This is a genomic window from Nocardia iowensis (assembly GCF_019222765.1).
In the GTDB taxonomy this organism is placed as follows: domain Bacteria; phylum Actinomycetota; class Actinomycetes; order Mycobacteriales; family Mycobacteriaceae; genus Nocardia; species Nocardia iowensis.
Genome location: NZ_CP078145.1, coordinates 5,183,828 through 5,206,812, shown reverse-complemented (window position 1 = coordinate 5,206,812; position 22,985 = coordinate 5,183,828). Strand labels below are relative to the sequence as shown.

The following is a 22,985-nucleotide window of genomic DNA, read 5'->3' as shown; positions in this document are numbered from 1 at the left end:
GGACTTCATTCGGCCCGCTGCGACAGGATCTCGACGTAGCCGTCTGTGCCGTTTACTCGGATGTGCTGGCCGTCGCGGATCAGGTCGGTGGCGTGCGATACGCCGACGACGGCGGGGAGGCCGTATTCGCGGGCGATTACGGCGCCGTGGGTCATGAGGCCGCCGACTTCGGTCACCAGGCCCGCGATCGCGAGGAAGAGCGGGGTCCAGCTCGGGTCGGTGTAGGCGGTTACCAGGATGTCGCCGGGTTCGAGGTCGGCCTGCGCGATGTCGGAGACGACGCGGGCGCGGCCTTCGATTGTCCCGGCGGACACCGCCATGCCGGGCAGTGCACCCGTGGGCAGGTCCTCGCGCCGATACGCCCCGGTGAGCGCCGCGCCGTCGGAGGTGAGCACGCGCGGCGCGGTGAGTGCCTGATACGTGCGGAACGCCTCCTTGCGCTCGTCGATGAGCTCCGCACGCAACCGGTGCGTGCGTACCACTTCGCTGAGCTCATCGAATCTCAGGTAGAAGATGTCTTCGGGCTCGCGAAGAACGCTGACCTGCACCAGGCGTTGGGCCTCGCGCAGCAGGGCCAACTTGTAGACAAAGTAGCGGCTGACCATGCCGTACTTCGGATACTCCCGATACCCGGAGAAAGTGCGGACGCGGTCGATCATCCGTTCGGTTTCTTCGGCCTTCTGCTCCCCGCCCGGCAGGGTGCGCAAGCGTTCCAGGATTTGTCTCTTCTTCTGCTCCGCGGCGCGTAGGCCGTCCTCGAAGCGTTGCCTGCCCGCTCCGGGCCCGAAGTTCTTGATATTGCCGAGGATCGTCGGCACGAGTGTGGTGGGGCTTTCGCTCCAGCGTGGTCTGGTGATGTCGATCTCCCCGACACAGCGCATGCCGTATTTGTCGAGGAAGTCCTCGATCGCGGCACGTGCCTCGCGGCCGCCTGGGTATCCAGCCAGCTCGTCCAAGAAAGCGTCCCGCGTCGGCCCTGCCTGCTCGACCTGCCGCAGGTACGCCACCATTTCCAGATGCGGGCGAATCACATCGGCGACGTCCAGCAGTGCCAGACCCATCTCTGACGTCACGTTCCCGGGAACCGACTGGGTGAGCGCATCGGCGGCGTTCTTCTCGCCCAGCCATTCCCGCAGCCGATCGTTGAGCCATTCCGACGCGTCCATCGCGGCCGTGATCACCTGCAAACCCCGCGGTGCGAACAGAACCCGCTGCAGTTCTTGAATATCGGTCTGGATGAAGTCGAGTAGCGTCGGTCCGGACTTGGTTCGGATGTCGCGTTTCAACGCGGTGAGGGAGGCCTCGCTCTCCGCGATCAGCTCGGTGACGACGTCGGGATCGGCCTCGATCGGCGCGGGTGCGGCACCGGGCGCTGCGGGCGGTGCGTCGACCGAATCTTCCTCCGGCACTTGACGAACGAAGGCATCGCGGTCGATCACGGTCCGCAGCGCGTCCCCGATCAGGGGATCGGACTTGCCGAGCGCCTCGATCAGCCCCGTGCGGGTGGTCGGCGACGACAGCGCTTCGGTGACGTCCACGAACAACCGGCCGCCCGCGTCACGCATGGGAGCCCGGCTCGTGAGCTGCCACAGCGAGATCCCCAGGGGCTTCATCGCGTCGGTCATCATCTGCTGATGGCCGACCGAAACGTAGACGTGGTACTTCTCGTCGGCAGCCGCGGGAATCGGGAACAGCGTGGTGATCGGCCTGCTCTGCACGATGCGGAGATCATCACCGTCGAGGCACCATTCGATGTCCTGCGGGCTGCCGAAATGCGCTTCGATGCGGCGGCCCAGCCGTGCGAGTCGGAGCACCTCGGCATCGGCGAGCACCGGCTCGTTGCGGCGCTTCCGGTCGATCTCCCGCACCTGTGTTCCGCCTGTCGGCGCGAACTCGACGGAGAACTTTTTGGCGGCGATCGTCCTGCCAGTGATGTTGCCGTCGCGAACCTGGTAGACGTCGGCGTTCACGAGGCCGGAAACGAGGGCCTCACCGAGGCCGAAGCCGGCGTCGATGGAAACGACCGTCCGGTCGGAGGTGACGGGGTCGGCGGTGACCAGGATGCCGGCGGCGCGCGGGAACACCATCCGCTGAACGACCACCGCCATCCGAATCACCTTGTGGCCAAATCCGTTTCGCAGGCGGTAGGTGACGGCCCGCTCGGTGAACAGTGAGCCCCAGCACCGGCTGACGTGTTCGAGGATCGCCGCGGACCCCACGATGTTCAGATAGGTGTCCTGCTGACCCGCGAAGGACGCGGTAGGCAGATCCTCGGCGGTGGCACTGGATCGGACGGCGTAGGCGCCACCCGCACCCAGCCGGGCGTGCGCGCCGATGATCTCGGCCGCCACATCATCGGGAATGACGAATTCTTCGACCGCGCAACGGATCTGCGCGCTCAGCTCACGGATCGCCGCCCGATCGTCCGGTTCGAGGCGCGACAGCTCGTCGAGCCGATCCTCGATCGAGGGCGCGCCCGCCACGGTCCGCGTAAAGGCTTCCGTCGTCACACAGAAGCCGTCCGGCACCTCGACGCCGTCGATCCGCGACAGCTCACCGAGATTCGCACCCTTGCCGCCGACGATCGCGACCTGCGTCCGGTCGATCTCCTCGAAGCCGAGCACATAGACCATCGCGGTACTCCTCACCTGGTGTTTCGGCATGTCGCGAGCGATTATGGACCAAAAATCGGAGCCTCATGAGGCCCCGGGATCGTGTATAAAGTGAGAGGGGGAAGGGAGCGAACCCCCCGCTTGTTCAGGCCCTCTTGGCAGTGGTCGAGTCGCGTCCGGAGTGCGGACTCCAGGAGTCCGACGGCGATGAGTTTCGCCGAGGTTTCCGGTCTATATCGACGAACCCGATCAACACACCAGAGGAGAACATCATGACCGTTACCTACACCTTCGATGTCTTTACCAGTCTCGACGGCTTCGGCTCCGCCAGCGGCAACTGGCGCGGCTATTGGGGCAAGCAAGGTCCCGAACTGCTCGAGCACCGCCTCGCGGTGTACGGCGAGGAGCAGCGGATGGTGTTCGGCGCCAACACATATCGGGCGTTCGCGCAGATGATGGCGTCGAGTACCGAGGAGTCCGAGGTGCGTGACCCGTGGGTCACCCGGATGCGGAACCTGCCGGCAACGGTGGTGTCGAGCACGCTGCAAGGGCCGCTCGACTGGCCGGATGCGACGGTCGTGAGCGGCGACGCGGTCGACGTTGTCGCCCGGCTCAAGGAGGAGTCCGAGGTGCCGTTGCGCTCACACGGCAGTCTGTCGTTGAACCGCTCGCTGATGGCCGCCGGTCTGGTCGACCGCGTCCAGGTGACGGTCTTTCCGGTGATCACCGGTCAGACCGGAGCGGCCCCGATCTTTCAGGGTGCGGCCGATTTCGACCTCGAGCTGATCGAGAGCCGAACGCTCGACGGTCGCACCCAAGAGCTCATCTACCGGCCCACCCTCCATGCCTGAGTCATCCTGCCCCCGTTGAACATCGGCGGCACCGCTCGCCTGTTCGCACCGATAATTTCGGGCGCTTCCGAACGACCGAGCCGGTAGCGTGCACACGTGACCCCACCCATCTCGGCGACTCCCATCGTCGCGGTAGCCAGCGGAAAGGGCGGTGTCGGCAAATCCAGCATTGCGCTGGCACTGGCTCGGGCCCTCACCGCCAGTGGTGTCCGGGTCGGCCTTGTCGATGCAGACCTCTCCGGTCCCGATATTCCTCGTATGGTCGGCTTCCGCCGCGATGTCCCGACCGCGTCGCTGCGCATCGCCGACTTCGGCCCGCACCGAAGCGATCTCGAAGCCATCGAGGTCGACGGCATGCAAATCGCGTCCGCTGGATTCTTGATGGCGGGCACTCAAGCCTTCTCCGTGGGGGAACGCTTCGCCGATATGCTGCTGACCCGGCTGATCACGCGTACCCAATGGAATAGCCGCGACATCCTCATCGTCGACCTGCCACCCGGTACCACCAGCATCGGGAACGCACTGCGGATCGCCGACCGCCTCGCTGTCATTCTTGTTGTCACACCCGCCGAAGTGTCCCACCTCGACAGTCATCGACTCACCACCGTGCTGAACCATCTGAAGGTCCCCGTACTCGGCGGAATCGAGAACATGGCTTACCTCAGTTGTCCCAGCTGCGCGCACCACATCGAATTGCATCCCCCGACCCCGGCCGATCGCACCATCTGGAATCGCGGCATCAGCAAGCTCGCCAGCCTGCCCTACCGGCCGGGCGCCGCACCGACCGTCACCGACCTCGCCCCGGTCACGACCACCGTTCGCGACTACCTCTCCGGCGACGACTGATCCACACTTCGGGTTACCTCGAAGGGCGCGGGTAACCAGTCGGAGCCGGGACGCTATCCGCCGCGGTTCAGCGTCCTGCAGCGGTGAGCTGGTAATCCGCTTCGAGCAGCATCCATCCGCTCAGCTGTACGGATAGATCGCGGCTCAGGTTCGCCGACGAAGCGGCGGACGACCGCATGAGCTGTGGAAAGGTGCCCGGCTGCTCCGGCATTGTGACCGGGCGGTTCCAATCCACACCGAACAGCGGTAGCCCGTCCACGTCGGCCCGGTGTTTCCAAGCCGCTCGCGCGGAAGTGTGCACGATATTCGCGGCGGTGGTGTCGCCTAAAGCCAGTGCGGCTTGCGCGAGATATCTGGCGAGGATACCCATGAATAGCCCGGAGTCGTCCCCGGCGGCCGGGACGATCACCCCGGCGTCGGTGAGCCCGTCCCCGGCCGCGGCGACGAGGGCTGCCACGCGCTGGCGATGGCCGGATTCCCCTGTGCGTATTGCCAGCTCGGTTTCCAGCCCGATGGCCACGCCCTGGCAGTAGGTGAGGACGGTGCGGTCTACTCGTCCGCCGGGTTCATGGACGCCGTCGAGGATCAGGCCGCTGTCGGTGTCGCGCAGTCGGGTGTGCAGGAAATCGGCAAGTTGTCCGGCCCGGGACAGCTCACCCAAACGCGCCATCGCGATACCGGTCGGACCGATCGCGGGGGTGTTGTAATACTCGTCGCCGGACCGCCAGGGCACCGCACCGACGACCGGGTTCCAGCCGTCCATCAGGTCGGCTTTCAACTTGCCGACAGCGTCGCCGAACCGGATACCGAGCAACCGGTCGGCGCGTTCGAGCGCCAGCGCCAGCCACGCCATATCGTCGTAGTACCGGTTGGTCCAGCCGGTAAGGTTGCGGGTCCGAATACCGCGGGCGAGGGAAATGACCCGGTCTATCCGTTCGGGGGTACGGGCGCGGTACGCGGCGTCCACCGCACAGTCGAGAAGGTGGGCTTGCCACCAGTAGCACCATCGCACGAACGACTGGTCCAATGAGGACGCAGGCCAGACAAGCGTGCCCAGCCGCGTTTGCGGCCGACCCCAGAGCGTGCGCACATGCCGCTGTACGAGCGCCTGTTCTGCCAGGTCCGCCCGCTTTCCGGGGTCCTCGGGGTCGGCGGACACGTTCCGGGTGATCGTTACTGCTTGCGTCGGCTCGGCCAGCACAGTGAGTGCGATCGAGGCTCCGGTCGCCAACAGCACACGGCGTCGGCTGATCCCCATGTTCCGGCGATCCATCCGCGCGGACTCCCTTTACTGAACGAGCACCAAAGCCGGAACCATGCAGCCACATTCTATCTTGCGATGACCGCCGCGGCGCGGCGTAGACCGGCTGCACCACGCCGCAGTGCGAAGCTGTTCCGACTGCCACACTTCGCCCGCGTCACTGCCGATCTTGCACTGGACGGTGATCCAGCCATGTTGTATTTATCGAGGTGGCAGGTCGATCAGCAGGATGGCGTAGGAACGGCCGGACTTCGGGACCGTGTGTCCGGCCTCACGCCATCCCCACTTGCGATAGATCGCGTAAGCGGGGGCCGCGGGGTCGACGCCGAGGAACGCGATCGGCTCGGTGCGACCGCGCAGCAGGTCGCCGAGGAGTTCACGGCCGAGCCCCTGTCCCCGATGGCTTTGTCGCACAGCCAGTTCCATGATCGCGAACTTCGCGACACCGATGGCGGCGGGCGGCGGCGACGTCGCGGCGTCGTGCCACCACTGTTCGGCGGGGATCGTGAACCCGTAGGCCATGCCGACCAATGTGCCGTGGTCCACCGCCCGGACCACGGCGAATCCGGGGCGGTCCATTTCATCGATGAGCAGCACTCGGAAGCGAGCAACCTGCTCTGGCCCCTCGCAATAGGGTGGTTCGGCGAAAACGTCGGCATACAGGTCGACGAGCGCGTCGATATGTGTTGTGGCGGTGGTGGGTCCATCGCGCAGAATCATCGGGCCCAAACCACCGCCTCGTCTCACACTGATGTCGTTGGTGAAATGGTTAGTCAGCAAGCAGGTTTCGACCGGTGCGCGTTGCTTATCGTGGCTGGTGGAAACTCTCGAAGAACTCGACCGCTTCCAAGGGCATCTCGACACTTCGAGGGAACATGGCCTGCTCGTACTCGGTGAGTGCGGTTTCGACATCATCGGGGTGCGCGGCAAGGGCCTTCCCGAGGTCGGCGCCGTCGAGCATGGCCAGGTTGGCTCCCTCGCCGCTCGGCGGTGCGAGGTGGGCCGCGTCGCCGAGCAAGGTCACTCCTGGGACACGATCCCACCGGTGGCCGATGGGCAGAGTGTACTGGGGGCGCAGCAGCGGCGCGGTGTCGCTCGCGGTGATCAGTGCGGTGAGTTCCGGTGCCCAGCCGTCGAATTCCCGCGCGATCCGCGCGGTGGCTGCGGTGGTATCGGTGAAATCGATGGCGGCGAACCAGTCCAGCGGTTTGGCCAGTACCGCGTAGGTATGCAGGGTCGCGTGCTTTTCCCGGTGCGCGAAGAGTTCTTTGCCCCGTGTCGCGCTGATCATCGACCCGCCGCCAACAGCTTTCGCGGTGGCGGGGTGGTTCGTGTCGGCGTCCAACAGGTAGGTCTCGACGGCCGACTTGCCTGCGTATTCCGGTGTGGCGCTGGACAACAGCGGCCGGACTCGGGACCATGCGCCGTCGGCGCCGACCAGCAGGCTGGTGACGGCGGTGCTGCCGTCGGCGAAAGTCAACTCGTAGCGGCCCTTTTCGAGGGGACGAACACTGCTGAGCTTGTGTGCCCACCGGACGGTACCGGCCGGGAGCGAGTCGAGCAGGATCTGGCGCAGGTCGGCGCGATGCACCTCGGGGCGTCCGCCCGTGCCGTCGTCGGCTTTGTCGAGCAGGACGGTGCCGTCCGGGTCGAGGACCCGCATTGCCTGGTGCCCTTCCAGGATGATGCCGCGAAACTCGTTCATCAGGTCGGCCGCTTCGAGGGCGAGTTGGCCGTTGTAGTCGTGGATGTCGAGCAACCCGCCCTGCGCCCGTGCCATCGGGGACGGCTCTGCCTCATAGATGGTGGCCGGGATGCCGTGCAGGTGCAGGACGCGGGCGAGGGTGAGTCCGCCGAGTCCGGCGCCGATGATCGTCACTGAAGTGGTCATGGTGGTTTCTCGTGGGGTGCGATTGGCTTGCTGCTCTGCGTGTTCGGTCACGCTGACGAGAATGCCGCGCGAGGATTGCACCGCCCTTGCGTGCGGCTTGCGTGCTCGTGCGCCTGCCTCGCGTGTTGTGAGCGCCGAGCGGTGAGAGAGTTGGTCAGCGAGGGCGGCGAGCTGTGACGATCCAGGCACGCGAGTCGAAGTACACGCCACCGTCGGTGTTGTGCGCGTCGAGGGTGGTGCGTAGCCGCGTGCGTGCCTGCTCGGCCGCGGCGGCGTCGAGGTCGGCAAGCAAGTCTTTGACTTCCCATAGGCGGAGTACGGCATCGAAGGCGGCGGCGCTGTCCGGGCCGTAGTAGACGGGCTCGTGCACGTCGGTGAAGCCGACTTCCGCGAAGCCCGCCGCCGTCAGGATGCCTTCCGTGACGGTCGGGTCGGCGAGAGAGAAGGCGTCCGGACCGCGGGGGGTGGCTGATGCGGCGGTGAGGGACCGGCGGATCGCGGTGGCCCACTCATTGCGGTCGCGCGCTTGCCAGACCAGCAGCACCAGGCGCGCTCCGGGGCGCAGAGAGCGGCCGATATTGGTGAACGCGGCGACCGGGTCGGCGAAGAACATCGTTCCGAACCTGCTGATACAGAGGTCGAAGCGCGTCGGTGGAAAACGGTGAACCTGAGCGTCTGCCAGCTGGTAGGTGATATTGGTCAGTCCCTGGTCGTCGCTGAGCTGACGGGCCCGTTCGAGCATCGGCGCGGAGAGATCGACGCCTACCACGCTGCCGGTGACGGCGGCGCGGGCCGCCTCGCGCGTGGATTGGCCGGTGCCACAGCCGATGTCGAGCACGCAGTCGTGAGCGCCGACTCGGGCAGCGGCGCGAAAGCGTTCGTTGTGCAGGCGCAATTCCGCGTCGTAGTCGAACAAATCGGACATCACCGTCACTGTAACCTCTCATCGAAAGATCGACAGCCAGAGCGCCGACTGCACCCGGATCATGGTCGGCGTTCGGTGTGCGCGAGCAGGGCCGGGACGAACACGTCCCACAGCGGCTTAGGCAGGTCGTGCCCGGCGCCTTCCAGGACCAGCAGCGTCGCGCCAGAGATCGCGTCCCGCAGCGCGTATCCGTGTGGGAGCGGGCAAACCGGGTCGTGGTCGCCGTGCACCACCAGACTCGGCGCCTCGAGGGCGGCGAAGTCGCGGGACGACCCGTCGAAGCTCATCGCGTAGTGGTTGACGAGGGTGGACGCGATGTCGCGAGTGCGGGCCACGTCCCACTCGACCAGTGCGCGCGTGGCGGTCTCGTCGAAGTAGGGCGAGCCGCCCGAGTACGCCTTTGCCGATGCGACAACAAAGTCCACCACCGCGGCGGCATCGGCAGGGTCCGGGGCGGCAGGGATGCCGCTGGTGAGCTCGTCCGACGACGGCGGCAGTCCGTCCTCGCCGGTGGAGGTGGAGACGAACGTCAGCGACTCCACCCGGTCGGGGTGGTCCACCCCGATGATCAGCCCGATTCCGCCGGACATGGACCGGCAGACGAAGTGTGCGCGCTCGACGTTCATGACATCCAAAATGCCGAGCGCGTCGTCGGCCAGATCGGTGAACGTGTAACCCGGCCGCCCTGGCGGGTAGCTGGTGGATCTGCCGGTGTCCCGGTTGTCGTAGCGGATGACGAACCGGTCGCCGCGCGCGATCTGTTCGCACAGCTCGGATTCCCACCACAGCATCGAGGCGGCCGCGCCGTCGATGAGCAGGATCGCCGGGTTCGCCGGATTCCCGAAGGTCTCGACGCACAGCTCGACATCGTTGATCTCAACAAGCTTCTCGCCGTTGGAAAGGGGATCGGTCATGAACGCCACGCTAGGCGCAGCAGTTCATTATGGGTTCTGTGGCTCGGCCTCGATGAACAGGTCGATCAGGTGCTGGGGTGGGTTGTCGCCGAAGAGGTGCTCGAAGAATTCGGCGCCGTCGGTGGGCGTGGCGCTGCGGTTGAACATCGCCTGTTCGAACTCGGTGAGGGCGGCTTCGACGTCATCGGGGTGCGCGGCGAGGGCGGTGCCGAGCTCGGCACCGTCGAGCATCGCGTTGTTGGCGCCTTCGCCGTCCGGGGGCGCGAGGTGGGCGGCGTCGCCGATCAGGGTGGCCCCGGGCAGCCGGTCCCACCGGTGCCCGATCGGCAGTGTGCAGATGGGGCGCAGGACGGGCGCGGTGTCGCTGTCGGTGATCAGCGCGGTGAGTTCTGGTGCCCAGCCGTCGAATTCGCCCGCGATCCGGGCCGTGGCCGTATCGGGGTCGGCGAAGTCGATGGCGGCGAACCAGTCCTGCGGCTTGGCGAGGATCGCGTAGGTGTGCAAGGTCGCACCGCGCTCGCGCTGGGCGTTGATCGACCTGTCCCGCGCGGTCGCGATCAACGACCCGCCGCCGACAGCCTGCGCGGCGGCGGGGTGGCTCTTGTCCGCGTCGTAGAGGTAGGTCTCGATGAACGACTCGCCGGTGTACTCAGGCTTCGCGTCGGACAGCAGCGGCCGGATTCGGGACCAAGCGCCATCGGCGCCCACCAGCAGGTTCGTAACGGTGGTGGAGCCATCGGTGAAGGTCACCTCATGGCGACCTTCGCCGAGAGCGCGGACGGCACTGACCTTGTGACCCCAGTGGACGGTGCCGATTGGGAGCGAGTCGAGCAGCATCCGGCGCAACTCGCCGCGTTGCACTTCGGGCCGCCCACCGGTGCCGTCGTCGGTCTTGTCGAACAGCACGGTCCCATCCGGGGCGAGGATCCGCGTCGCCTGGCGGCCTGCCAAAGCTAAGCTGCGGAACTCGTCCATAAGCCCCGCCGCCTCGATGGCGAGCTGGCCGTTGTAATCGTGGATGTCGAGCATTCCACCCTGAGCGCGTGCCGTGGGCGAGGCCTCGGCCTCGTAGACGATGACCGGGATGCCGTGCACGTGCAGGACACGAGCCAGGGTGAGGCCGCCGAGTCCGGCGCCGATGATCGTGACGGGAGTACGCATGAAAGCTCCTTCTCCAGGCAGGTGCGATAGCAACGACGATGCCGGGCGACGCTGTCGCCGCCCTTGCACCCGCCTTGCACCGTCCTGCGCCCATGCCGCATTCGGCGAAGGACCCGGATCGCTGGCACGTGTGCACGGCGTGGTGGGATCGTGCTCGTGAAAACGCGTCAGTACTGCTATTACGCGCTCACGAGTGACACGCTGTCGGCTGCGGAGATCACGGTGCGGCTCGGGATGGAGCCGGACCGGGTGCTTGTGATGGGGAGTCGGTCACCCGAACATGTCATTCCGCGGTGCCATGCGTGGGAGATCGTCCGGCGTAGCGATGAGAGCGTTGATGCGCAGATTCACGGTCTGGTAGAGCGGCTGGATCCCATCCGCTCCAAGTTGGTCTCGCTCTGCGCGCAGGACGTTGTGAGCTCGGTGCTGCGGGTCGTGCGGTATTTCCATGATCCCGACGGGATCGAGGCGGCGCCTGGCGGGACTTCATGGGAGCAGGCGCAGCAATGGCCTCGCCCGCTGGGCTGGCACCTATCGATGCCGGTGCTCGAGTTCCTGTCGTCGACTCGAACCGAACTCGACGTCGACGAATACGACTTCAGCGGTGATGGTGGTGGCGATTCTCGGTCCTGAAGTAGCAGCGCTCAGGTCACCTCAGCAACGGGGATGCCGCAAGCGGCGCTGGCCGAAGGTCGCGGGGGCCGGGTCGGTGCTCACGGCAGGTTGGAGAAGTGCACGTCGTGGGCCACGGCGGTGACATGGAGGCCGTCGGGGCTGGGCTGGATGGCTGTCAGTTGTGCGCCGAGTGGAAGGCGCTGGAGGGGCACGATGAAGGTGAGTGTTCGGCGCAGCATTGACAGGGGAATCGTTGGTCCGCCGACTGTGGACTGGACCGAGACCGGAGTGACCTCGATGCCTTCCTCGGTGGGGGCGACGGTGACGACGACCGTCGCGGGCATCGGGATACCTTCCACCGTGAATGTCCCGGTGACGCGCATCCCGTCGGGGCTGTAGGAGATCGACTCCACTCCCGAGGGGGCGAAGCCCTGCACGGTGTCGTAGGGAACCACGGCCCTCGCTGCCGCCGTGGTCGCGACAAGGTTCGATGTGCGGTTGTTGAGTAGATCGGTCAGCGGCGCGGATACGTCGGTGAGCGTGACATCGAGGTTGTGGACGGTGATGTTCTGACCGCTCCAGTCGCCGACCTGGATGTCGATGTCGTGATATTTGCCGTCGACGGCCTGGGTCAGGAACGGGAAGCCGTTGATGTCGACGCTCGGTCGGTGCGCGAGCTGGTATTCGGCCGCGATCTTGCGGCCGATCTCGTTCTGCGCCATCACGACTGCGACCCGGTCGCCGACGATCAGCGCGATCGCCAGCACGACGATCAATATCAGCAATGCGCGCATGTGCTCACCCGTTCAAACATTCCACCATCATGCTGTGGATCGCGGCGGGCCGGTGCCTTCGCCCCCCGGAACCGGCTGTCGTAGCGGGGTTCAACACTGTCGAAGGCGCTCGGGCGCAAGTAAAATGGCTCCCATATATGGGGCGCAAGGAGGTGCCATGTCACCTGGTCCGCGAAATCAGAAGCACGGGCGACGTCGATCTGCCGGAGTGGTCCGGGCCGCCACCGTTCTCGCGATGCTCACCACCCTAACCCTGACTCCCACCGAAGCCGCCGCGCAGCCGTACCCGATTTACGGAGCGATACGGGTCGAATACGACGAGGCCGGTGGTTTCGTCTTCTTCGGCAACGCGGTGAACCCGGAGTCCGACGCCGCCCGCGGCGGCCGCTGGCAAGCGTTCGAGAAGGACAGCTCGATCTATTGGCATCCGCTGGTATCCGACGGTCATGCCAATCAGATCGGCGGTGCGATCCGCGCCAAATGGGGCGAACTCGGCTGGGAGAACGGCGCGTTGCGCTATCCCACCAGCAGAGAGCTCCCGACCCGTAAGCCGGGACGTTTCAACCACTTCGAGGGCGGCACGGTTCACTGGTCGCGTGCGACCGGGGCACACAACACCTGGGGAGCGATCCGCGACAAGTGGGCCACGTTGTCCTGGGAGGACGGCCGACTCGGCTTCCCGGTCATCGACGAGTTCCGCGCCAAGAACGACGGGGCAGGGCAGCATTTCGAGGGCGGCTCGATCTACTGGTCGTCCGACACCGGCGCCCGCGTGGTAGTCGGGGCGATCAGAGATATCTGGGCGAGCCAGAACTGGGAGAACGGCCGCTACGGCTACCCGATCAGCGACGAGTACGACTACAACGACGGCCGAGCCCAGGACTTCCAGGGCGGCCGCATCGAATGGCATCCGCCCCGCTGACTCGTTTATGCAGCTTGCGCATATGTCTGCGCACCGAGGGTAGGCGGTAAGAGCAGCTACTTCGACGAATGGAGGCTCTGATGAACGCCGACCAGAACGTTTCCGCGGACCGCGGCCCGGCGCTCAGAATTCCGCGTAGCCGGGGAGCCCTCGGCGGGCTCGCGGTGCTATTGCTGGGGATCTGGGGTGCACTGATTCCGTTCCTCGGGCCGTACTTCAATTTCGCGTTCACGCCGGATGAGTCATGGGTGTGGACATCGGCGCGAGGATGGCTCGAAGTGCTCCCTGGCGTCACCGCGATCATCGGCGGGTTGCTGATGTTGGCGAGTCGCAATCGCCTGGTAGCCGGCTTCGGTGGTTGGCTGGCAGCGGCGGCGGGCTTGTGGTTCATCGTCGGGCCGTTCCTGGCGGATCTGCTGAACATCGGCGCGCTCGGCGACCCGGTCGCGACGTCCGACCTGAAACGCGCCGTCCTACAACTGACCTTCTTCTACGGTCTCGGCGCGCTGATCCTGTTCTTCGCCGCGACCTCACTGGGCCGGTTGTCAGTGCGTAGCGCCCGCGATATCGCCTTCGCGCGACGCGAGGTCGATGCCAGGGACGCCGTACGGACGGATACCCGAGGTGCCGTAGTCGAGGCGCCGGGACCGGTGAGTACCACCGACCGGCCCACCGTCGGAACACAGCCAAGACTGCACAAGCCGGGGCTGGGCGGCGGACACGCTTGATCCACAGTTTGTGACGCAAGGGACCGGCGGGCGAGTCTGTCGTCCGCCGGGTGATTCTGCTGCTACCCATTTTTCTGATTCGAGCGACCTCCGCACGGCACCGTATTGTTCGGGGGCGGTCAGCGGCGTCGTGCTCGGGCCGATCGCGGCGCGGGTAATCCACTAGAGCGGCTAGAGGAATATTCGATTATTCCGTGGTAGAGAAATGTTCGGTCCGGCAATACATTTCGAGTTATTCTGCGGTTAACGCCAACGAAATGGCCCGTCGTGAACCTTGTTCCCAAGCCCCATCCGGGGCGGTCTTGCTCCCGCGCTCGTGGATAGTCTTAGGAGTTCGCATGAAATGGTTGACTCGACCGGCCCTCGTCGCTATAGCGATAATCGGAATCGCCGGATCGACAGCGGGAGTGGCACAGGCCGATCCACCGCCCGGCGTTCCCCGGCATAAAGCCGCACGGGTCTGCACCGAAGTTCCCGCCCACTTCGCTCGTTGCCACGCATTGGTCCGGGTCGACGACGGTGGGATCACACCGCAGCTCACGGCTGGTCCCGCTGGGTTCGGCCCGAGTGACATCCACGGTGCGTACAACCTCGCGTCCGCGAGCGGCAACGGTCGCACTGTGGCAGTCGTCGATGCCTACGACGACCCGACGGCCGCGGCCGATCTCGCCACTTATCGCTCGCAATTCGGGTTGGCACCGTGCACCACCGCGAGCGGATGCTTCACCAAGGTCGGGCAAACCGGAAGCAGCACCGCGCTGCCGCAGGTCGACGCGGGCTGGGCTCAGGAAATCAGCCTCGACCTGGACATGGTCTCGGCCACCTGCCCGGACTGCAAGATCCTGCTGGTAGAGGCCAAGTCCGCATCCTTCGCCGATCTGGGGACCGCGGTCAACTACGCCGCTTCGGTGCCCGGAGTCGTTGCCATCAGCAACTCCTACGGCGGCAACGATTCCGCGGCGAAGCCGGCCTACAACCACCCCGGCATCGCGATAACGGCGTCGACCGGCGACAGCGGCTACGGCGTCGAATCCCCGGCTTCCTTCGGCACGGTGACGGCCGTCGGCGGAACCAGCCTGGTCAAGAACGCGAGTGCCAGAGGCTGGAGCGAATCGGCATGGTCCAGTGCGGGGAGCGGGTGCTCCACGATCAATGCCAAGCCCGCCTGGCAGACCGCCGCCACCCGGTGCAGCGGCAAGGCGAACGCGGATGTGTCCGCCGTCGCCGACCCGAATACCGGTGTCGCCGTGTATGATTCGACGCCCAGCCAAGGCTCGGCCGGATGGATGGTCTTCGGCGGTACGAGTGCGTCTGCGCCGATCATCGCCGCCGTCTACGCGCTGTCGGGAAACACCGCGGGCGTTCCCGCGTCCTACACCTGGGCGCACGCCGCCAACCTCTACGACGTCACCTCCGGCACCAATGGAAATTGCACCACCGCCGTGTGGTGCACCTCCGGTGCGGGCTGGGACGGGCCGACCGGCTTGGGCACCCCCAACGGAACCGGCGCCTTCTGAGTCATCCCGGGTCCGCCACGACGTCCGGATTCGGTCGAGCCATCGTGTACACGGTGGCTCGACCGATCCTCGTCGGTGGCCAGTAGGGGCGACGGCGGTCGAGTCCGGAACTGTGCGATCACGAGAATTTCGTCCGCTGATGCGGTGTGGGCGTTGGATCTCTCGCCGTTGCCGCGGCCAGGTGCGCACCGTGAGGATCAAAGGACTCGCGAGCGACGCAGGGGCTCGGGGACAACGGCGTGCACCACTGCCTCGGCAGAGCGGGAATGAGCGGGTAATTCGGTAGATCACCCTTCAGCGAAAGGCGCGCAATCGTGACGTCGGCAACGCTCTCCAGATCTGCGTTAGAAGCACTGAAACCCATTGTCCAACAGGGCTTTCTGGTTCGGCCCTTTACCCGGCACTGCCAGGTGGTCCAGCACGATGGTGATCACGCCGTCATCGGTGTGTCACCAGGAAACAGCTACTTCTCCGGTCAGCGAATCCGGGATCTCGCCCGGTGGGGACTGGCGCACTTCGACCGAGTCGACATCGTCTACACCGATGTGTACGTGGCCGAGATGTTCGAGGCCCTGGGATATTCCGCGCTCGGCGCTCGTCGCAAGGCAGACAAGAACATTCGTGGGGTGCGCGCCAAAATCATTGCGGCCGTGGGCGATGTGGACCCGGCGGGGCGGCGGTTGTTCGGCACGGCGATGTCGGAATTCCGGTCCAACGAGGCGTACCGGGACCTGCACGCGGATCTCATCAGGCGATCGGCCGACGATGCGGAATTCCGCGCGGTGTGTCATGAACTGGTGACGCGGTTCCTGTCCTCGAAAGTTCTGGATGGACGTGCACCTACGCCCCGTCAGCATGAGGTGTGCCTCGATTACATCCGCGCCGAGGCCCCACTGTTCCTGGACACGCCCGCAATCCTCGGGGTGCCGTCGTCGCTGAACTGCTATCACCAGCTGCTGCCCATGGCGGAACTGTTGTACGCGCGCGGATCCGGACTCCGCGCATCCCGCAACCAGGGTCACGCCATCGTTACTCCGCTCGAAGGACCCACCGCATGACGACCGTCGACACCATGCTCGCTTTCCCGTTCTCCGCTCGCGGCGACCGAATTCCCGAGGAGGTCAACGTCCTTCGCGAAACGACGCCGGTACGCAAGGTGCGCACCATCGCCGGTGACGAGGCCTGGCTGGTGAGCTCCTACGCCCTGTGCAAACAAGTGTTGGAAGATCGCCGGTTCTCGCTGAAGGACACCTCGGCCCCGGGGGTGCCGCGCCAGTATGCCCTCACTATCCCGCCGGAAGTCGTCAACAACATGGGCAACATCACCGGTGCGGGTTTGCGCAAGGCGGTGATGAGGGCCTTGAATCCGAAATCGCCTGGGCTCGAGGAGTTCCTGCGGACCGCGGCCGCGAGGTTGGTCGACGCTCTGGTCGCCGAGGGTGCGCCCGCCGATCTGCGCAACGATTTCGCCGACCCGTTCGCGGCCGCACTGCACTGCCATATCCTCGGCATTCCGCAGCAGGACGCGGCCAAGCTGATGCGCAGTCTGCACATCGCGTTCATGAATTCCGCGGCGCCCATCGCGGCCGCCGAGCTCAACTGGAATCGGGATATCGCGTACATGGTCGAGCGTCTCGATGACCCGGCCACCTCGGGCCTGATGGCCGAACTCGCGGCACTGCGGGACGATCCGGATTACTCGCAGGTTTCGGAGCAGATGCTGGCTACCGTCGGGGTCACCTTGTTCGGCGCCGGCGTGATCTCCACCGGCGGCTTCCTCACCATGGCACTGGTGTCGCTCATTCAGCATCCGGAACTGAAGGCTCAGCTGCTGGCAAACCCGGCGCTGGTCCCCGCCGGAGTAGAGGAGTTGCTGCGCATCAACCTGTCCATCGGTGATGGGCTGCCGCGGTTGGCGACCGAAGACATCCAGCTCGGTGACGTTCTGGTCAGTAAGGGCGAACTGGTGCTGGTACTGGTGGAAGGCGCCAATTTCGATCCCGCTGTCTTCCCCGCGCCCGAGACGATCGATCTGAATCGCCCTAACGGCAGTGCGCACCTGTCCTTCGGCGGTGGTCAGCACTTCTGCCCGGCCACCGCGCTTGGCCGCAGACACGCCCAGATCGGCCTGGAAGTGCTACTGGACCGCATGCCCGGTCTTGACCTCGCCGTGCCCACCGACCAACTCGTCTGGCGCACCCGCTTCATGAAACGAATCCCGGAGCGCCTGCCGGTTTTGTGGTAGTCACCGCCGTTCGATAACCCCCGTCCCATGCGTCGTTGAAACGGGGCGGGGGTTATCCGCCGCGCCGGAGCGAGCAAGCCGAGCTTGCCCAGGTAACCGCGGTCGCTCAGAACTCCTGGCGGTTCGCCAGCGCCGCAAGTGGTTCGAGGCCCGCGAGTACCTCGTGGTCGGGTACGCCGAAGTCGATCAAGCAGGCGATCTCGTCGACCCCGACGTCGCGGAGCCTGTCGACCATCGGTGCGACGGTCCGCGGGGTACCGAAGAGCGTGTTGGATCGGTAGTACCGTTCGAACGCGAACGCGAGCACCATCGAGCGATGCCGCGGTGTCAGGTTCGCCAGGTCTTCCGACCCGCGCCGCCACAGGTCGATGGAGTCCGCCAGGTACTTGGTGAAAGGGCCTTCGACCGTATCGCGCACGTGTTGTTCGGCGGTGCCGAGGAAGGTGTGCAGCATCAGGGTGACGGTGCCCGCATCAGGGTCGTGCCCGTGTTCGGCCCGCGCTTTGCGGTAGGCCGTCAACTTCTCACCCAACTCGTCGGTCCCTTGGAACAGCAAGGCGGTCAGGATATTCACGCCCATCGCGCCCGCCATCTGGAAGCGTTCGATACCGCCGCTACAGGTCAGCCAGGTAGGCAAGGTGGGCTGTATCGGTGCGGGGAACAAGCCGATCGTGCGCTCTTCGCCGGTCCCGTTGCCGAGGCGGACCTGGTCGCCACGCCATAGGCGCTGCACGATCTGCATGCCGGAGCGGGTCGTTTCCACCCGTCCGGCGTAGTTGTCCGGGGCCAGTACGAAGTCGTCGGGATTCCATCCGGTGGCGAACGCGACGTCCACGCGCCCGCCGGAGAGATTGTCGATGACGGACCAATCTTCCGCGACCCGAACCGGATGGTGCAGCGGCAGTACGACACTGCCTGCCCTGATCCGCAGCCGTGCGGTCGAGGCGGCCAGTGCCGCACCGAGAATCGCGGGATTCGGGTACAGGCCGCCGAACCGGTGAAAGTGCCGTTCCGGCAGCCATATCGCGGTAAATCCGTTGGCGTCGGCGAATCGAGCGCTGTCCAGCAGCAATCGATAGCGTTCGGCGGCGTCGCGTTCCGCATCGCTGGAGAAGAAGAACAGGCTGAATTCCATTGCTATCGACACACTCTCGCTCATCGCCACGACTGTGGCGGCTGCTGTCAGATCCACCTGGGCGCGTTCGGCACCGGGTCGGCACCGGCCGTCAATGTCGTGCGCTCTACCGGACACCGCCCGCTGAGCCAGCCGAGCAGATCGGCCTGCGATCCGACGACGGTGATCGGACGAGTCTCCGGTGCGCCGATCCGGCGGCTGAATCCGCTGTCGGTTGCTCGCAACCGCATTGCCGGGCAGTCTGATTCGCGGCGTTGCAAGGCGTCGGCGATGTCGTCGAGAATCCAGCGGGCCGCGGGCGGCGGTATATCGGTGAACGAGTACCCGGCGTCCAGATCCACGTGATGGATCTCCAGTTCCCGAAGCCGCATGGGGACCAGGGTTTCCGGGGTGCGCAGTTCACCGGTGCGTGGTCGGACGCTACGGTCCCACGCTTGTGGCGGAAGTGCGCGTACCACCTCGGCGAAGCGTTCGGCGCTCTCGGCCAGGTCGGCCAGCAGTTGCGCCACCGTCCGTGCCGCACCGGCCTCGATCTCGGCGGCGCGGGATTCCATACTCCGATACTGCGGCACCTCGACGCCGGTGTGGGCCCAGCCCAACAGTCGAACCAGGCTGTCGCCCGCCCGGCAGACGTGCGTGACGACATGACCGCGCGTCCACGGCGGAATCAGCGAGGCGCCGGACACGTCGGCGTCGGTCAGCGTTTGCACGGTCGCGGCGAACCGTCGGGTGGACGCAGCGATCGGTTCGAGCCATTCGATCCGCGTGGTCATGCTTCGCTGCCCGCTGGTGCACCCATTTCGAGACGGTCGAGTTCGCCATCGATCAGCCGTTGCCACATCCGCCGACGGCGCGGCTTGCCGCTGGTGGTGCGCTCGATGAGGCCCGAATCCGCGTGGAAGAACCGAATCCGCGCGTCGTCACCGCCGACGTGAGCGCGTACGACCGTATCGACGATCTCCATGTCGAGGTCGGCGGTCTCGAGCAGGATGGCGATCTGCGGGCGGCCGTCTGCTGTCCCGGCAAGTGCGACAACGCGATTCGACGGTACCCCGGTGGCGTTCACCACCGCCGCTTCCACGTCCTCGGCGTAGACGGTGGTGGCCCGGATCTTCACCGCGTCACCGATCCGGCCGATCGGATACACCGCGTTGTCCACCAGCGCAACGGCATCACCGGTGGCGAGGCTGCCGACGGCGTCCCGGGCGAGATCGGTATCGCCTGCCGCAGTGCGGTATCCGAGCGCGACATTCGGTCCTGTGACGCACAATTCACCGATCGATTCGCCGGTTCCGGGGGACTCCTCGCCGACGTGCACGCTGACCGTGCCGACCGGCCGACCGCAGCCGACCAGCCAGGTCCGGCCGTCGGTGAGCGGCGCGGTCATGAGATCGAACGGTCCGGTGATCTGTTGAGATCCGGGTTCGACGGTGATCACCTCGACCGGATCCCGTGGTCCGACACCGCTGACCGCCAGGGTTGCCTCGGCGAGTCCGTAGGCGGGGCAGATCGCGGTGGAGCGGAAGCCGTAGGGGCCGAATTCGGTGGCGAACCTTCGTAGCACCGCGGGGTCGATTCGCTCGGCGCCGACCACCAGTGCGTGCCAGCGGCCGAAGTCCATCTCTGCCAATGCCGCTCCGTCGACCTTGGCCAGCAGATAGGACAGCGCGAAGTTCGGTGCGGCGCCGATTGTCGCCGTCCGGGTTCCGAAGCAGGACAACCACTTTTGTGGTTCTTGGAGGAATTCGATCGGCGCCATGGCATCGATCTCCAGTCCCGCTACCGTCGGCGCGAGCAGGCAGCCGATCAGCCCCATGTCGTGATAGGCGGGCAGCCAGGTGGCGATGTGGTCGTCCGGACCTACCGACAGCCATTCGAAGATGTCGGCGATATTCGCCTGCAGACTCGCGAGCGGTACCCGGACCGCTTTCGGGGTTCCGCTACTGCCGGAAGTGAATTGGAGTAGACCGATGTCGGTAGGCCCGCACTGCGGAAAATCCGTGGTGCGCACCGGGCCGATTCGGTGGTCGAGTCGCGGGATGTCGTCCAGAACCGGCTCGAGTAGGGACTCGTATTCGGCGGGTGCGTAGACGGTCGCGGGCCGTGCCACCCCGAGCAACCGCACGAGCTGGCGGCGGTAGGAGTCGGCCCCCTGCAACGGAAATGGCGGTGCTATGGGGTTGGGCGTTGCCCCAGCTAGCAGGACGGCGAAGAAGGCGGCGAGGAAGTCGTCGACCTTCGGCTCGATGATCGACACCACATCGCCGGGCCCGATGCCGGAGTCGAGCAACCGTTCGGCGAGTGAGCGGGCTCGATCGCGTAGCTCCTCGTAGGTCGTCAGCTGCCATCCGTCGGCGACCGCCCGGTGGATTCCCCGCGTGGTGGACGGCTGACCGGTCCAGGTGAAGAAGTCGGTGATCACAATGCCGCCTCGGCTAGCGAACCGGCATCCATCGACTCCAGTCGCACCGGATGGTCGACACCATGCAGTTCCCGGTAGCGGGCCACTGCGTCGACGCAGCCCTGACGGAAGGAATTCACCAGTGACCGTACGGTTTCGGGGTCCAGACCGGTCGCCGCCAACCGTTTGCCGAGCGACGCGATCGCGAACTGCCACTGCTCGCCGATCCGCCGGGGCCGGTCGGTCAGTGACTGCACCAGCCGTGGCGTGGTGTCGCGGTGCTCCGGGGCGACCATCGTGCAGGCTGCCGCGGGGACGTGCCGCCGGACCGCGTCGACGATCAGCTCCCGGTGGCCCGCCCGAATTCCGTCGCGCAACGCGAGCACACCGAAGTTGACGTGCCGGGATTCGTCACGCGCGACGTTGGTGAGTCCCTCGCGCAGTGCGGCGAAACCGCCGTGCTCGCGGATGGTGCGCAGCAGACTGTGCAGCCCGGTCATCGCGACCGTTCCCTCGATCAGCAAGTGGTAGACCACGATTGCTTCGTACCAGCGCGCGAGATCGTCGGGATCGGTCCGCACCTGGCCGGTGATCGTGCGCAGCGACTGCTCGAAAAGGTCTCCGACAGTGACAGTTTCGTCGCGTTCGCGGTCGATGGCCGACGGTGCGATGCCAACGGCTCGCAGGCCGTCGACGTAGGTACGGAAGAACAGCGCATGCCGGGCCTCGTCGGCGATCTGGGTGGACAGATAGATCTGGTAGTCCTCGGTCGGCGCGGCATGCGCGATCGGCGCGAGGGTCTGGGTCACCGCCATTTCGCCTGCGGCGAACCGAAAGACGGTATGCAGCAGCTCTTCCCGGAGGAAACCGGGCAGGGCTGCCCAATCGGGACGGTCTTGCGCGATGTTCAGCGAGCTGATCTGCCAGTGCTGGGATTCCCATCGGTAGTACAGGTCCAGCGGTGCGACCCGCCCGCTGATATCGCGGTCCGCTGCCAGCAGCGCCTGGGTCCCATCCTCGGCAGCGGCATCCGGTGCGCTCACACCGGTTCCGATTCCGCGGCGGGCAGCCGACCGACGGTGAGTTCGACGACATCGGCCACGGTCACGATCTGGGCGGCGGCCGACGGGTCGAGGTCGGGCAGGCTGAACTCCGCCTCCAGCGCGATGGCCAGTTCGAGCAGGCTGAGGGAATTGAATCCAAGATCCTCGACCAATCTGCTGTTCGGCTCGATCGGCAGATCGGACTTGGGTGCCAACCCGGCGATGATCCTGCCGATCTGCTCTTCGATACTCGATGTCATTCCGTCACCTTTGTTTCCGTGCTCGACAGTTGTGCGAAGAATGTCGTGAGTGCGCCCGGCTCCCCGTGGACTCGGGTTCCGGATTCGGCCAGCAGATCGGCGGCCCGCTCGGGCCGCTCGAGCATGGCCAGCCAGGTGTTGAAGCCCAGTGAGTGAATTTCGATATCGACGCGCGCCTCCGCACCGGTCGCGGGATCGATAGCCAGTTCGGGACCGTCCAGGCGAAACACCCACTGGGCGGGTTGCAGATTCGCGAACTCGACCCTGGCCGTCACCGAGTCGCTCTCCGCAGTACCGCGGTAGTTTTCACGCAATGAGCGCACGTGCCAGCCGAAGAAGGTGGACAGATCGCCGTTGGAGAAATCCATTCCACTGAAGCTCTTGCCGCCCTTGTCCATTTGGCTCATCCACACCTCGGACCGGACCGCAATGTACAGGCCCGATCCCTCGAAGCACGCTTCACCGGATTCGTTGTCCAGAGCACGCATCGTCAAGGTGAGCTTGCGCCCGCGCTGTTCGGTCACCTCGGCCTCCAGGGTGAGGGGGCGGCCGAGGAGCACCGGTTTGCGGTACTGGATCGACATGGTGGCCGTCATCGCCGGAACACCGGCGACCGAGGAGGCCAGCAGCGCCTGGATCTCGTCGACGGCCGCGGCGAGGTATCCGCCGTGTACCAGGCCGGGTCCGCCTTCGGCGGTTTCCGGGGGCAGCCAATCCGCGGTGATGCGATTGCCGTCGCGCACTGCGTGTATCCGCATGGAGGCGGGGTTGTTCGACCCACATCCGAAGCAGCGGGGGTAGTGGTCGACGATGGTGGTATCGCCTGCGATCGAGTTCGACAAGATAGCGGTGTCCTCTCTGAGT

At 65.9% G+C, this 22,985-nt stretch carries 22 protein-coding genes; 8 read left to right on the top strand and 14 right to left on the bottom strand.

Annotated features, from left to right (window positions below; genetic code table 11):
- Positions 1-5 precede the first annotated feature (5 nt).
- Positions 6-2,633 carry a rifamycin-inactivating phosphotransferase gene (gene rph / locus KV110_RS23880; RefSeq protein ID WP_218469515.1) on the bottom strand — a complete coding sequence of 876 codons (2,628 nt, stop codon included), beginning with the start codon at positions 2,631-2,633 and terminating at the stop codon, positions 6-8.
- Between the two features lie 251 nt (positions 2,634-2,884).
- Between rph and KV110_RS23875 the strand changes: the two genes are divergently transcribed.
- Positions 2,885-3,463 (top strand): dihydrofolate reductase family protein, encoded by a 579-nt coding sequence (locus KV110_RS23875; protein ID WP_218469514.1) that lies wholly within the window; start codon positions 2,885-2,887, stop codon positions 3,461-3,463.
- A gap of 96 nt (positions 3,464-3,559) precedes the next feature.
- Positions 3,560-4,309 carry a P-loop NTPase gene (locus KV110_RS23870; RefSeq protein WP_218469513.1) on the top strand — a complete coding sequence of 250 codons (750 nt, stop codon included), beginning with the start codon at positions 3,560-3,562 and terminating at the stop codon, positions 4,307-4,309.
- 67 nt (positions 4,310-4,376) lie between these two features.
- On the opposite strand, the gene KV110_RS23865 is transcribed toward KV110_RS23870, so the two are convergent.
- From KV110_RS23865 to KV110_RS23840, 6 genes are all read right to left on the bottom strand, one after another.
- A complete protein-coding gene (locus tag KV110_RS23865; protein ID WP_218469512.1) occupies positions 4,377-5,582 on the bottom strand; it encodes a glycoside hydrolase family 76 protein in 1,206 nt (401 codons plus the stop codon).
- A gap of 189 nt (positions 5,583-5,771) precedes the next feature.
- The gene (locus KV110_RS23860) at positions 5,772-6,290 is read right to left on the bottom strand and encodes a GNAT family N-acetyltransferase (protein ID WP_218469511.1); all 519 of its coding nucleotides are present in this window, start codon (positions 6,288-6,290) and stop codon (positions 5,772-5,774) included.
- Positions 6,291-6,375: 85 nt separating this feature from the next.
- Positions 6,376-7,461: an FAD-dependent oxidoreductase gene (locus KV110_RS23855; protein WP_218469510.1), complete on the bottom strand. Its 1,086-nt coding sequence runs from the start codon at positions 7,459-7,461 to the stop codon at positions 6,376-6,378.
- A gap of 154 nt (positions 7,462-7,615) precedes the next feature.
- Entirely contained in the window at positions 7,616-8,386 is a 771-nt protein-coding gene (locus KV110_RS23850) for a class I SAM-dependent methyltransferase (RefSeq protein ID WP_246633937.1), read from the bottom strand.
- Between the two features lie 59 nt (positions 8,387-8,445).
- Positions 8,446-9,300 carry an alpha/beta fold hydrolase gene (locus KV110_RS23845; protein ID WP_218469508.1) on the bottom strand — a complete coding sequence of 285 codons (855 nt, stop codon included), beginning with the start codon at positions 9,298-9,300 and terminating at the stop codon, positions 8,446-8,448.
- A gap of 27 nt (positions 9,301-9,327) precedes the next feature.
- Positions 9,328-10,461: an FAD-dependent oxidoreductase gene (locus tag KV110_RS23840; RefSeq protein ID WP_218469507.1), complete on the bottom strand. Its 1,134-nt coding sequence runs from the start codon at positions 10,459-10,461 to the stop codon at positions 9,328-9,330.
- Positions 10,462-10,611: 150 nt separating this feature from the next.
- On the opposite strand from KV110_RS23840, the gene KV110_RS23835 reads away from it, so the two are divergent.
- The gene (locus tag KV110_RS23835) at positions 10,612-11,094 is read left to right on the top strand and encodes a DUF4279 domain-containing protein (RefSeq protein WP_218469506.1); all 483 of its coding nucleotides are present in this window, start codon (positions 10,612-10,614) and stop codon (positions 11,092-11,094) included.
- A gap of 80 nt (positions 11,095-11,174) precedes the next feature.
- Here the strand turns inward: KV110_RS23835 and KV110_RS23830 are convergent, their stop codons facing one another.
- Complete coding sequence (locus tag KV110_RS23830; protein WP_218469505.1) at positions 11,175-11,870, bottom strand: LmeA family phospholipid-binding protein; 696 nt, start codon at positions 11,868-11,870, stop codon at positions 11,175-11,177.
- Between the two features lie 235 nt (positions 11,871-12,105).
- On the opposite strand from KV110_RS23830, the gene KV110_RS23825 reads away from it, so the two are divergent.
- The 5 genes from KV110_RS23825 to KV110_RS23805 all read left to right on the top strand — a co-directional run bounded on the left by KV110_RS23825 (position 12,106) and on the right by KV110_RS23805 (position 17,282).
- Positions 12,106-12,792, top strand: a complete 687-nt coding sequence (locus KV110_RS23825; RefSeq protein WP_218469504.1) for an LGFP repeat-containing protein — start codon at positions 12,106-12,108, stop codon at positions 12,790-12,792.
- Between the two features lie 80 nt (positions 12,793-12,872).
- Complete coding sequence (locus KV110_RS23820; protein WP_246633936.1) at positions 12,873-13,520, top strand: hypothetical protein; 648 nt, start codon at positions 12,873-12,875, stop codon at positions 13,518-13,520.
- Between the two features lie 338 nt (positions 13,521-13,858).
- Entirely contained in the window at positions 13,859-15,037 is a 1,179-nt protein-coding gene (locus KV110_RS23815; RefSeq protein ID WP_218469502.1) for a S53 family peptidase, read from the top strand.
- Positions 15,038-15,351: 314 nt separating this feature from the next.
- The gene (locus KV110_RS23810) at positions 15,352-16,095 is read left to right on the top strand and encodes a cyclodityrosine synthase (RefSeq protein ID WP_281427678.1); all 744 of its coding nucleotides are present in this window, start codon (positions 15,352-15,354) and stop codon (positions 16,093-16,095) included.
- On the top strand, positions 16,092-17,282 hold the full coding sequence (locus tag KV110_RS23805) for a cytochrome P450 (RefSeq protein ID WP_246633934.1): 1,191 nt from the start codon (positions 16,092-16,094) through the stop codon (positions 17,280-17,282). The genes KV110_RS23810 and KV110_RS23805 overlap by 4 nt, the downstream gene beginning before the upstream one ends.
- A gap of 106 nt (positions 17,283-17,388) precedes the next feature.
- Here KV110_RS23805 and KV110_RS23800 read toward each other — a convergent pair whose 3' ends face one another.
- From KV110_RS23800 to KV110_RS23775, 6 genes are read right to left on the bottom strand one after another with little or no spacing between them, the layout of a single operon-like run.
- Entirely contained in the window at positions 17,389-18,441 is a 1,053-nt protein-coding gene (locus KV110_RS23800) for a MupA/Atu3671 family FMN-dependent luciferase-like monooxygenase (RefSeq protein ID WP_246633933.1), read from the bottom strand.
- Between the two features lie 23 nt (positions 18,442-18,464).
- Complete coding sequence (locus KV110_RS23795; RefSeq protein WP_218469501.1) at positions 18,465-19,190, bottom strand: maleylpyruvate isomerase family mycothiol-dependent enzyme; 726 nt, start codon at positions 19,188-19,190, stop codon at positions 18,465-18,467.
- Entirely contained in the window at positions 19,187-20,839 is a 1,653-nt protein-coding gene (locus KV110_RS23790) for an AMP-binding protein (RefSeq protein ID WP_218469500.1), read from the bottom strand. Before KV110_RS23790 ends, KV110_RS23795 begins: the two co-directional genes overlap by 4 nt.
- Positions 20,836-21,861 carry a ribonucleotide-diphosphate reductase subunit beta gene (locus KV110_RS23785; RefSeq protein WP_218469499.1) on the bottom strand — a complete coding sequence of 342 codons (1,026 nt, stop codon included), beginning with the start codon at positions 21,859-21,861 and terminating at the stop codon, positions 20,836-20,838. The genes KV110_RS23790 and KV110_RS23785 overlap by 4 nt, the downstream gene beginning before the upstream one ends.
- Positions 21,858-22,121, bottom strand: coding sequence for an acyl carrier protein (locus KV110_RS23780; RefSeq protein WP_218469498.1), 264 nt, complete (start codon positions 22,119-22,121; stop codon positions 21,858-21,860). Before KV110_RS23780 ends, KV110_RS23785 begins: the two co-directional genes overlap by 4 nt.
- Complete coding sequence (locus KV110_RS23775; RefSeq protein ID WP_218469497.1) at positions 22,118-22,963, bottom strand: PaaI family thioesterase; 846 nt, start codon at positions 22,961-22,963, stop codon at positions 22,118-22,120. The genes KV110_RS23780 and KV110_RS23775 overlap by 4 nt, the downstream gene beginning before the upstream one ends.
- Between the last annotated feature and the right edge of the window lie 22 nt (positions 22,964-22,985).

Excerpts from the sequence above, each read along its gene's own strand:
- rph (WP_218469515.1), bottom strand. The coding sequence starts at position 2,633 with ATGGTCTATGTGCTCGGCTTCGAGGAGATCGACCGGACGCAGGTCGCG.
- KV110_RS23875 (WP_218469514.1), top strand. The coding sequence starts at position 2,885 with ATGACCGTTACCTACACCTTCGATGTCTTTACCAGTCTCGACGGCTTC.
- KV110_RS23865 (WP_218469512.1), bottom strand. The coding sequence starts at position 5,582 with ATGGATCGCCGGAACATGGGGATCAGCCGACGCCGTGTGCTGTTGGCG.
- KV110_RS23860 (WP_218469511.1), bottom strand. The coding sequence starts at position 6,290 with ATGATTCTGCGCGATGGACCCACCACCGCCACAACACATATCGACGCG.
- KV110_RS23855 (WP_218469510.1), bottom strand. The coding sequence starts at position 7,461 with ATGACCACTTCAGTGACGATCATCGGCGCCGGACTCGGCGGACTCACC.
- KV110_RS23850 (WP_246633937.1), bottom strand. The coding sequence starts at position 8,386 with ATGTCCGATTTGTTCGACTACGACGCGGAATTGCGCCTGCACAACGAA.
- KV110_RS23845 (WP_218469508.1), bottom strand. The coding sequence starts at position 9,300 with ATGACCGATCCCCTTTCCAACGGCGAGAAGCTTGTTGAGATCAACGAT.
- KV110_RS23840 (WP_218469507.1), bottom strand. The coding sequence starts at position 10,461 with ATGCGTACTCCCGTCACGATCATCGGCGCCGGACTCGGCGGCCTCACC.
- KV110_RS23830 (WP_218469505.1), bottom strand. The coding sequence starts at position 11,870 with ATGCGCGCATTGCTGATATTGATCGTCGTGCTGGCGATCGCGCTGATC.
- KV110_RS23825 (WP_218469504.1), top strand. The coding sequence starts at position 12,106 with ATGCTCACCACCCTAACCCTGACTCCCACCGAAGCCGCCGCGCAGCCG.
- KV110_RS23820 (WP_246633936.1), top strand. The coding sequence starts at position 12,873 with ATGAACGCCGACCAGAACGTTTCCGCGGACCGCGGCCCGGCGCTCAGA.
- KV110_RS23815 (WP_218469502.1), top strand. The coding sequence starts at position 13,859 with ATGAAATGGTTGACTCGACCGGCCCTCGTCGCTATAGCGATAATCGGA.
- KV110_RS23805 (WP_246633934.1), top strand. The coding sequence starts at position 16,092 with ATGACGACCGTCGACACCATGCTCGCTTTCCCGTTCTCCGCTCGCGGC.
- KV110_RS23800 (WP_246633933.1), bottom strand. The coding sequence starts at position 18,441 with ATGAGCGAGAGTGTGTCGATAGCAATGGAATTCAGCCTGTTCTTCTTC.
- KV110_RS23795 (WP_218469501.1), bottom strand. The coding sequence starts at position 19,190 with ATGACCACGCGGATCGAATGGCTCGAACCGATCGCTGCGTCCACCCGA.
- KV110_RS23780 (WP_218469498.1), bottom strand. The coding sequence starts at position 22,121 with ATGACATCGAGTATCGAAGAGCAGATCGGCAGGATCATCGCCGGGTTG.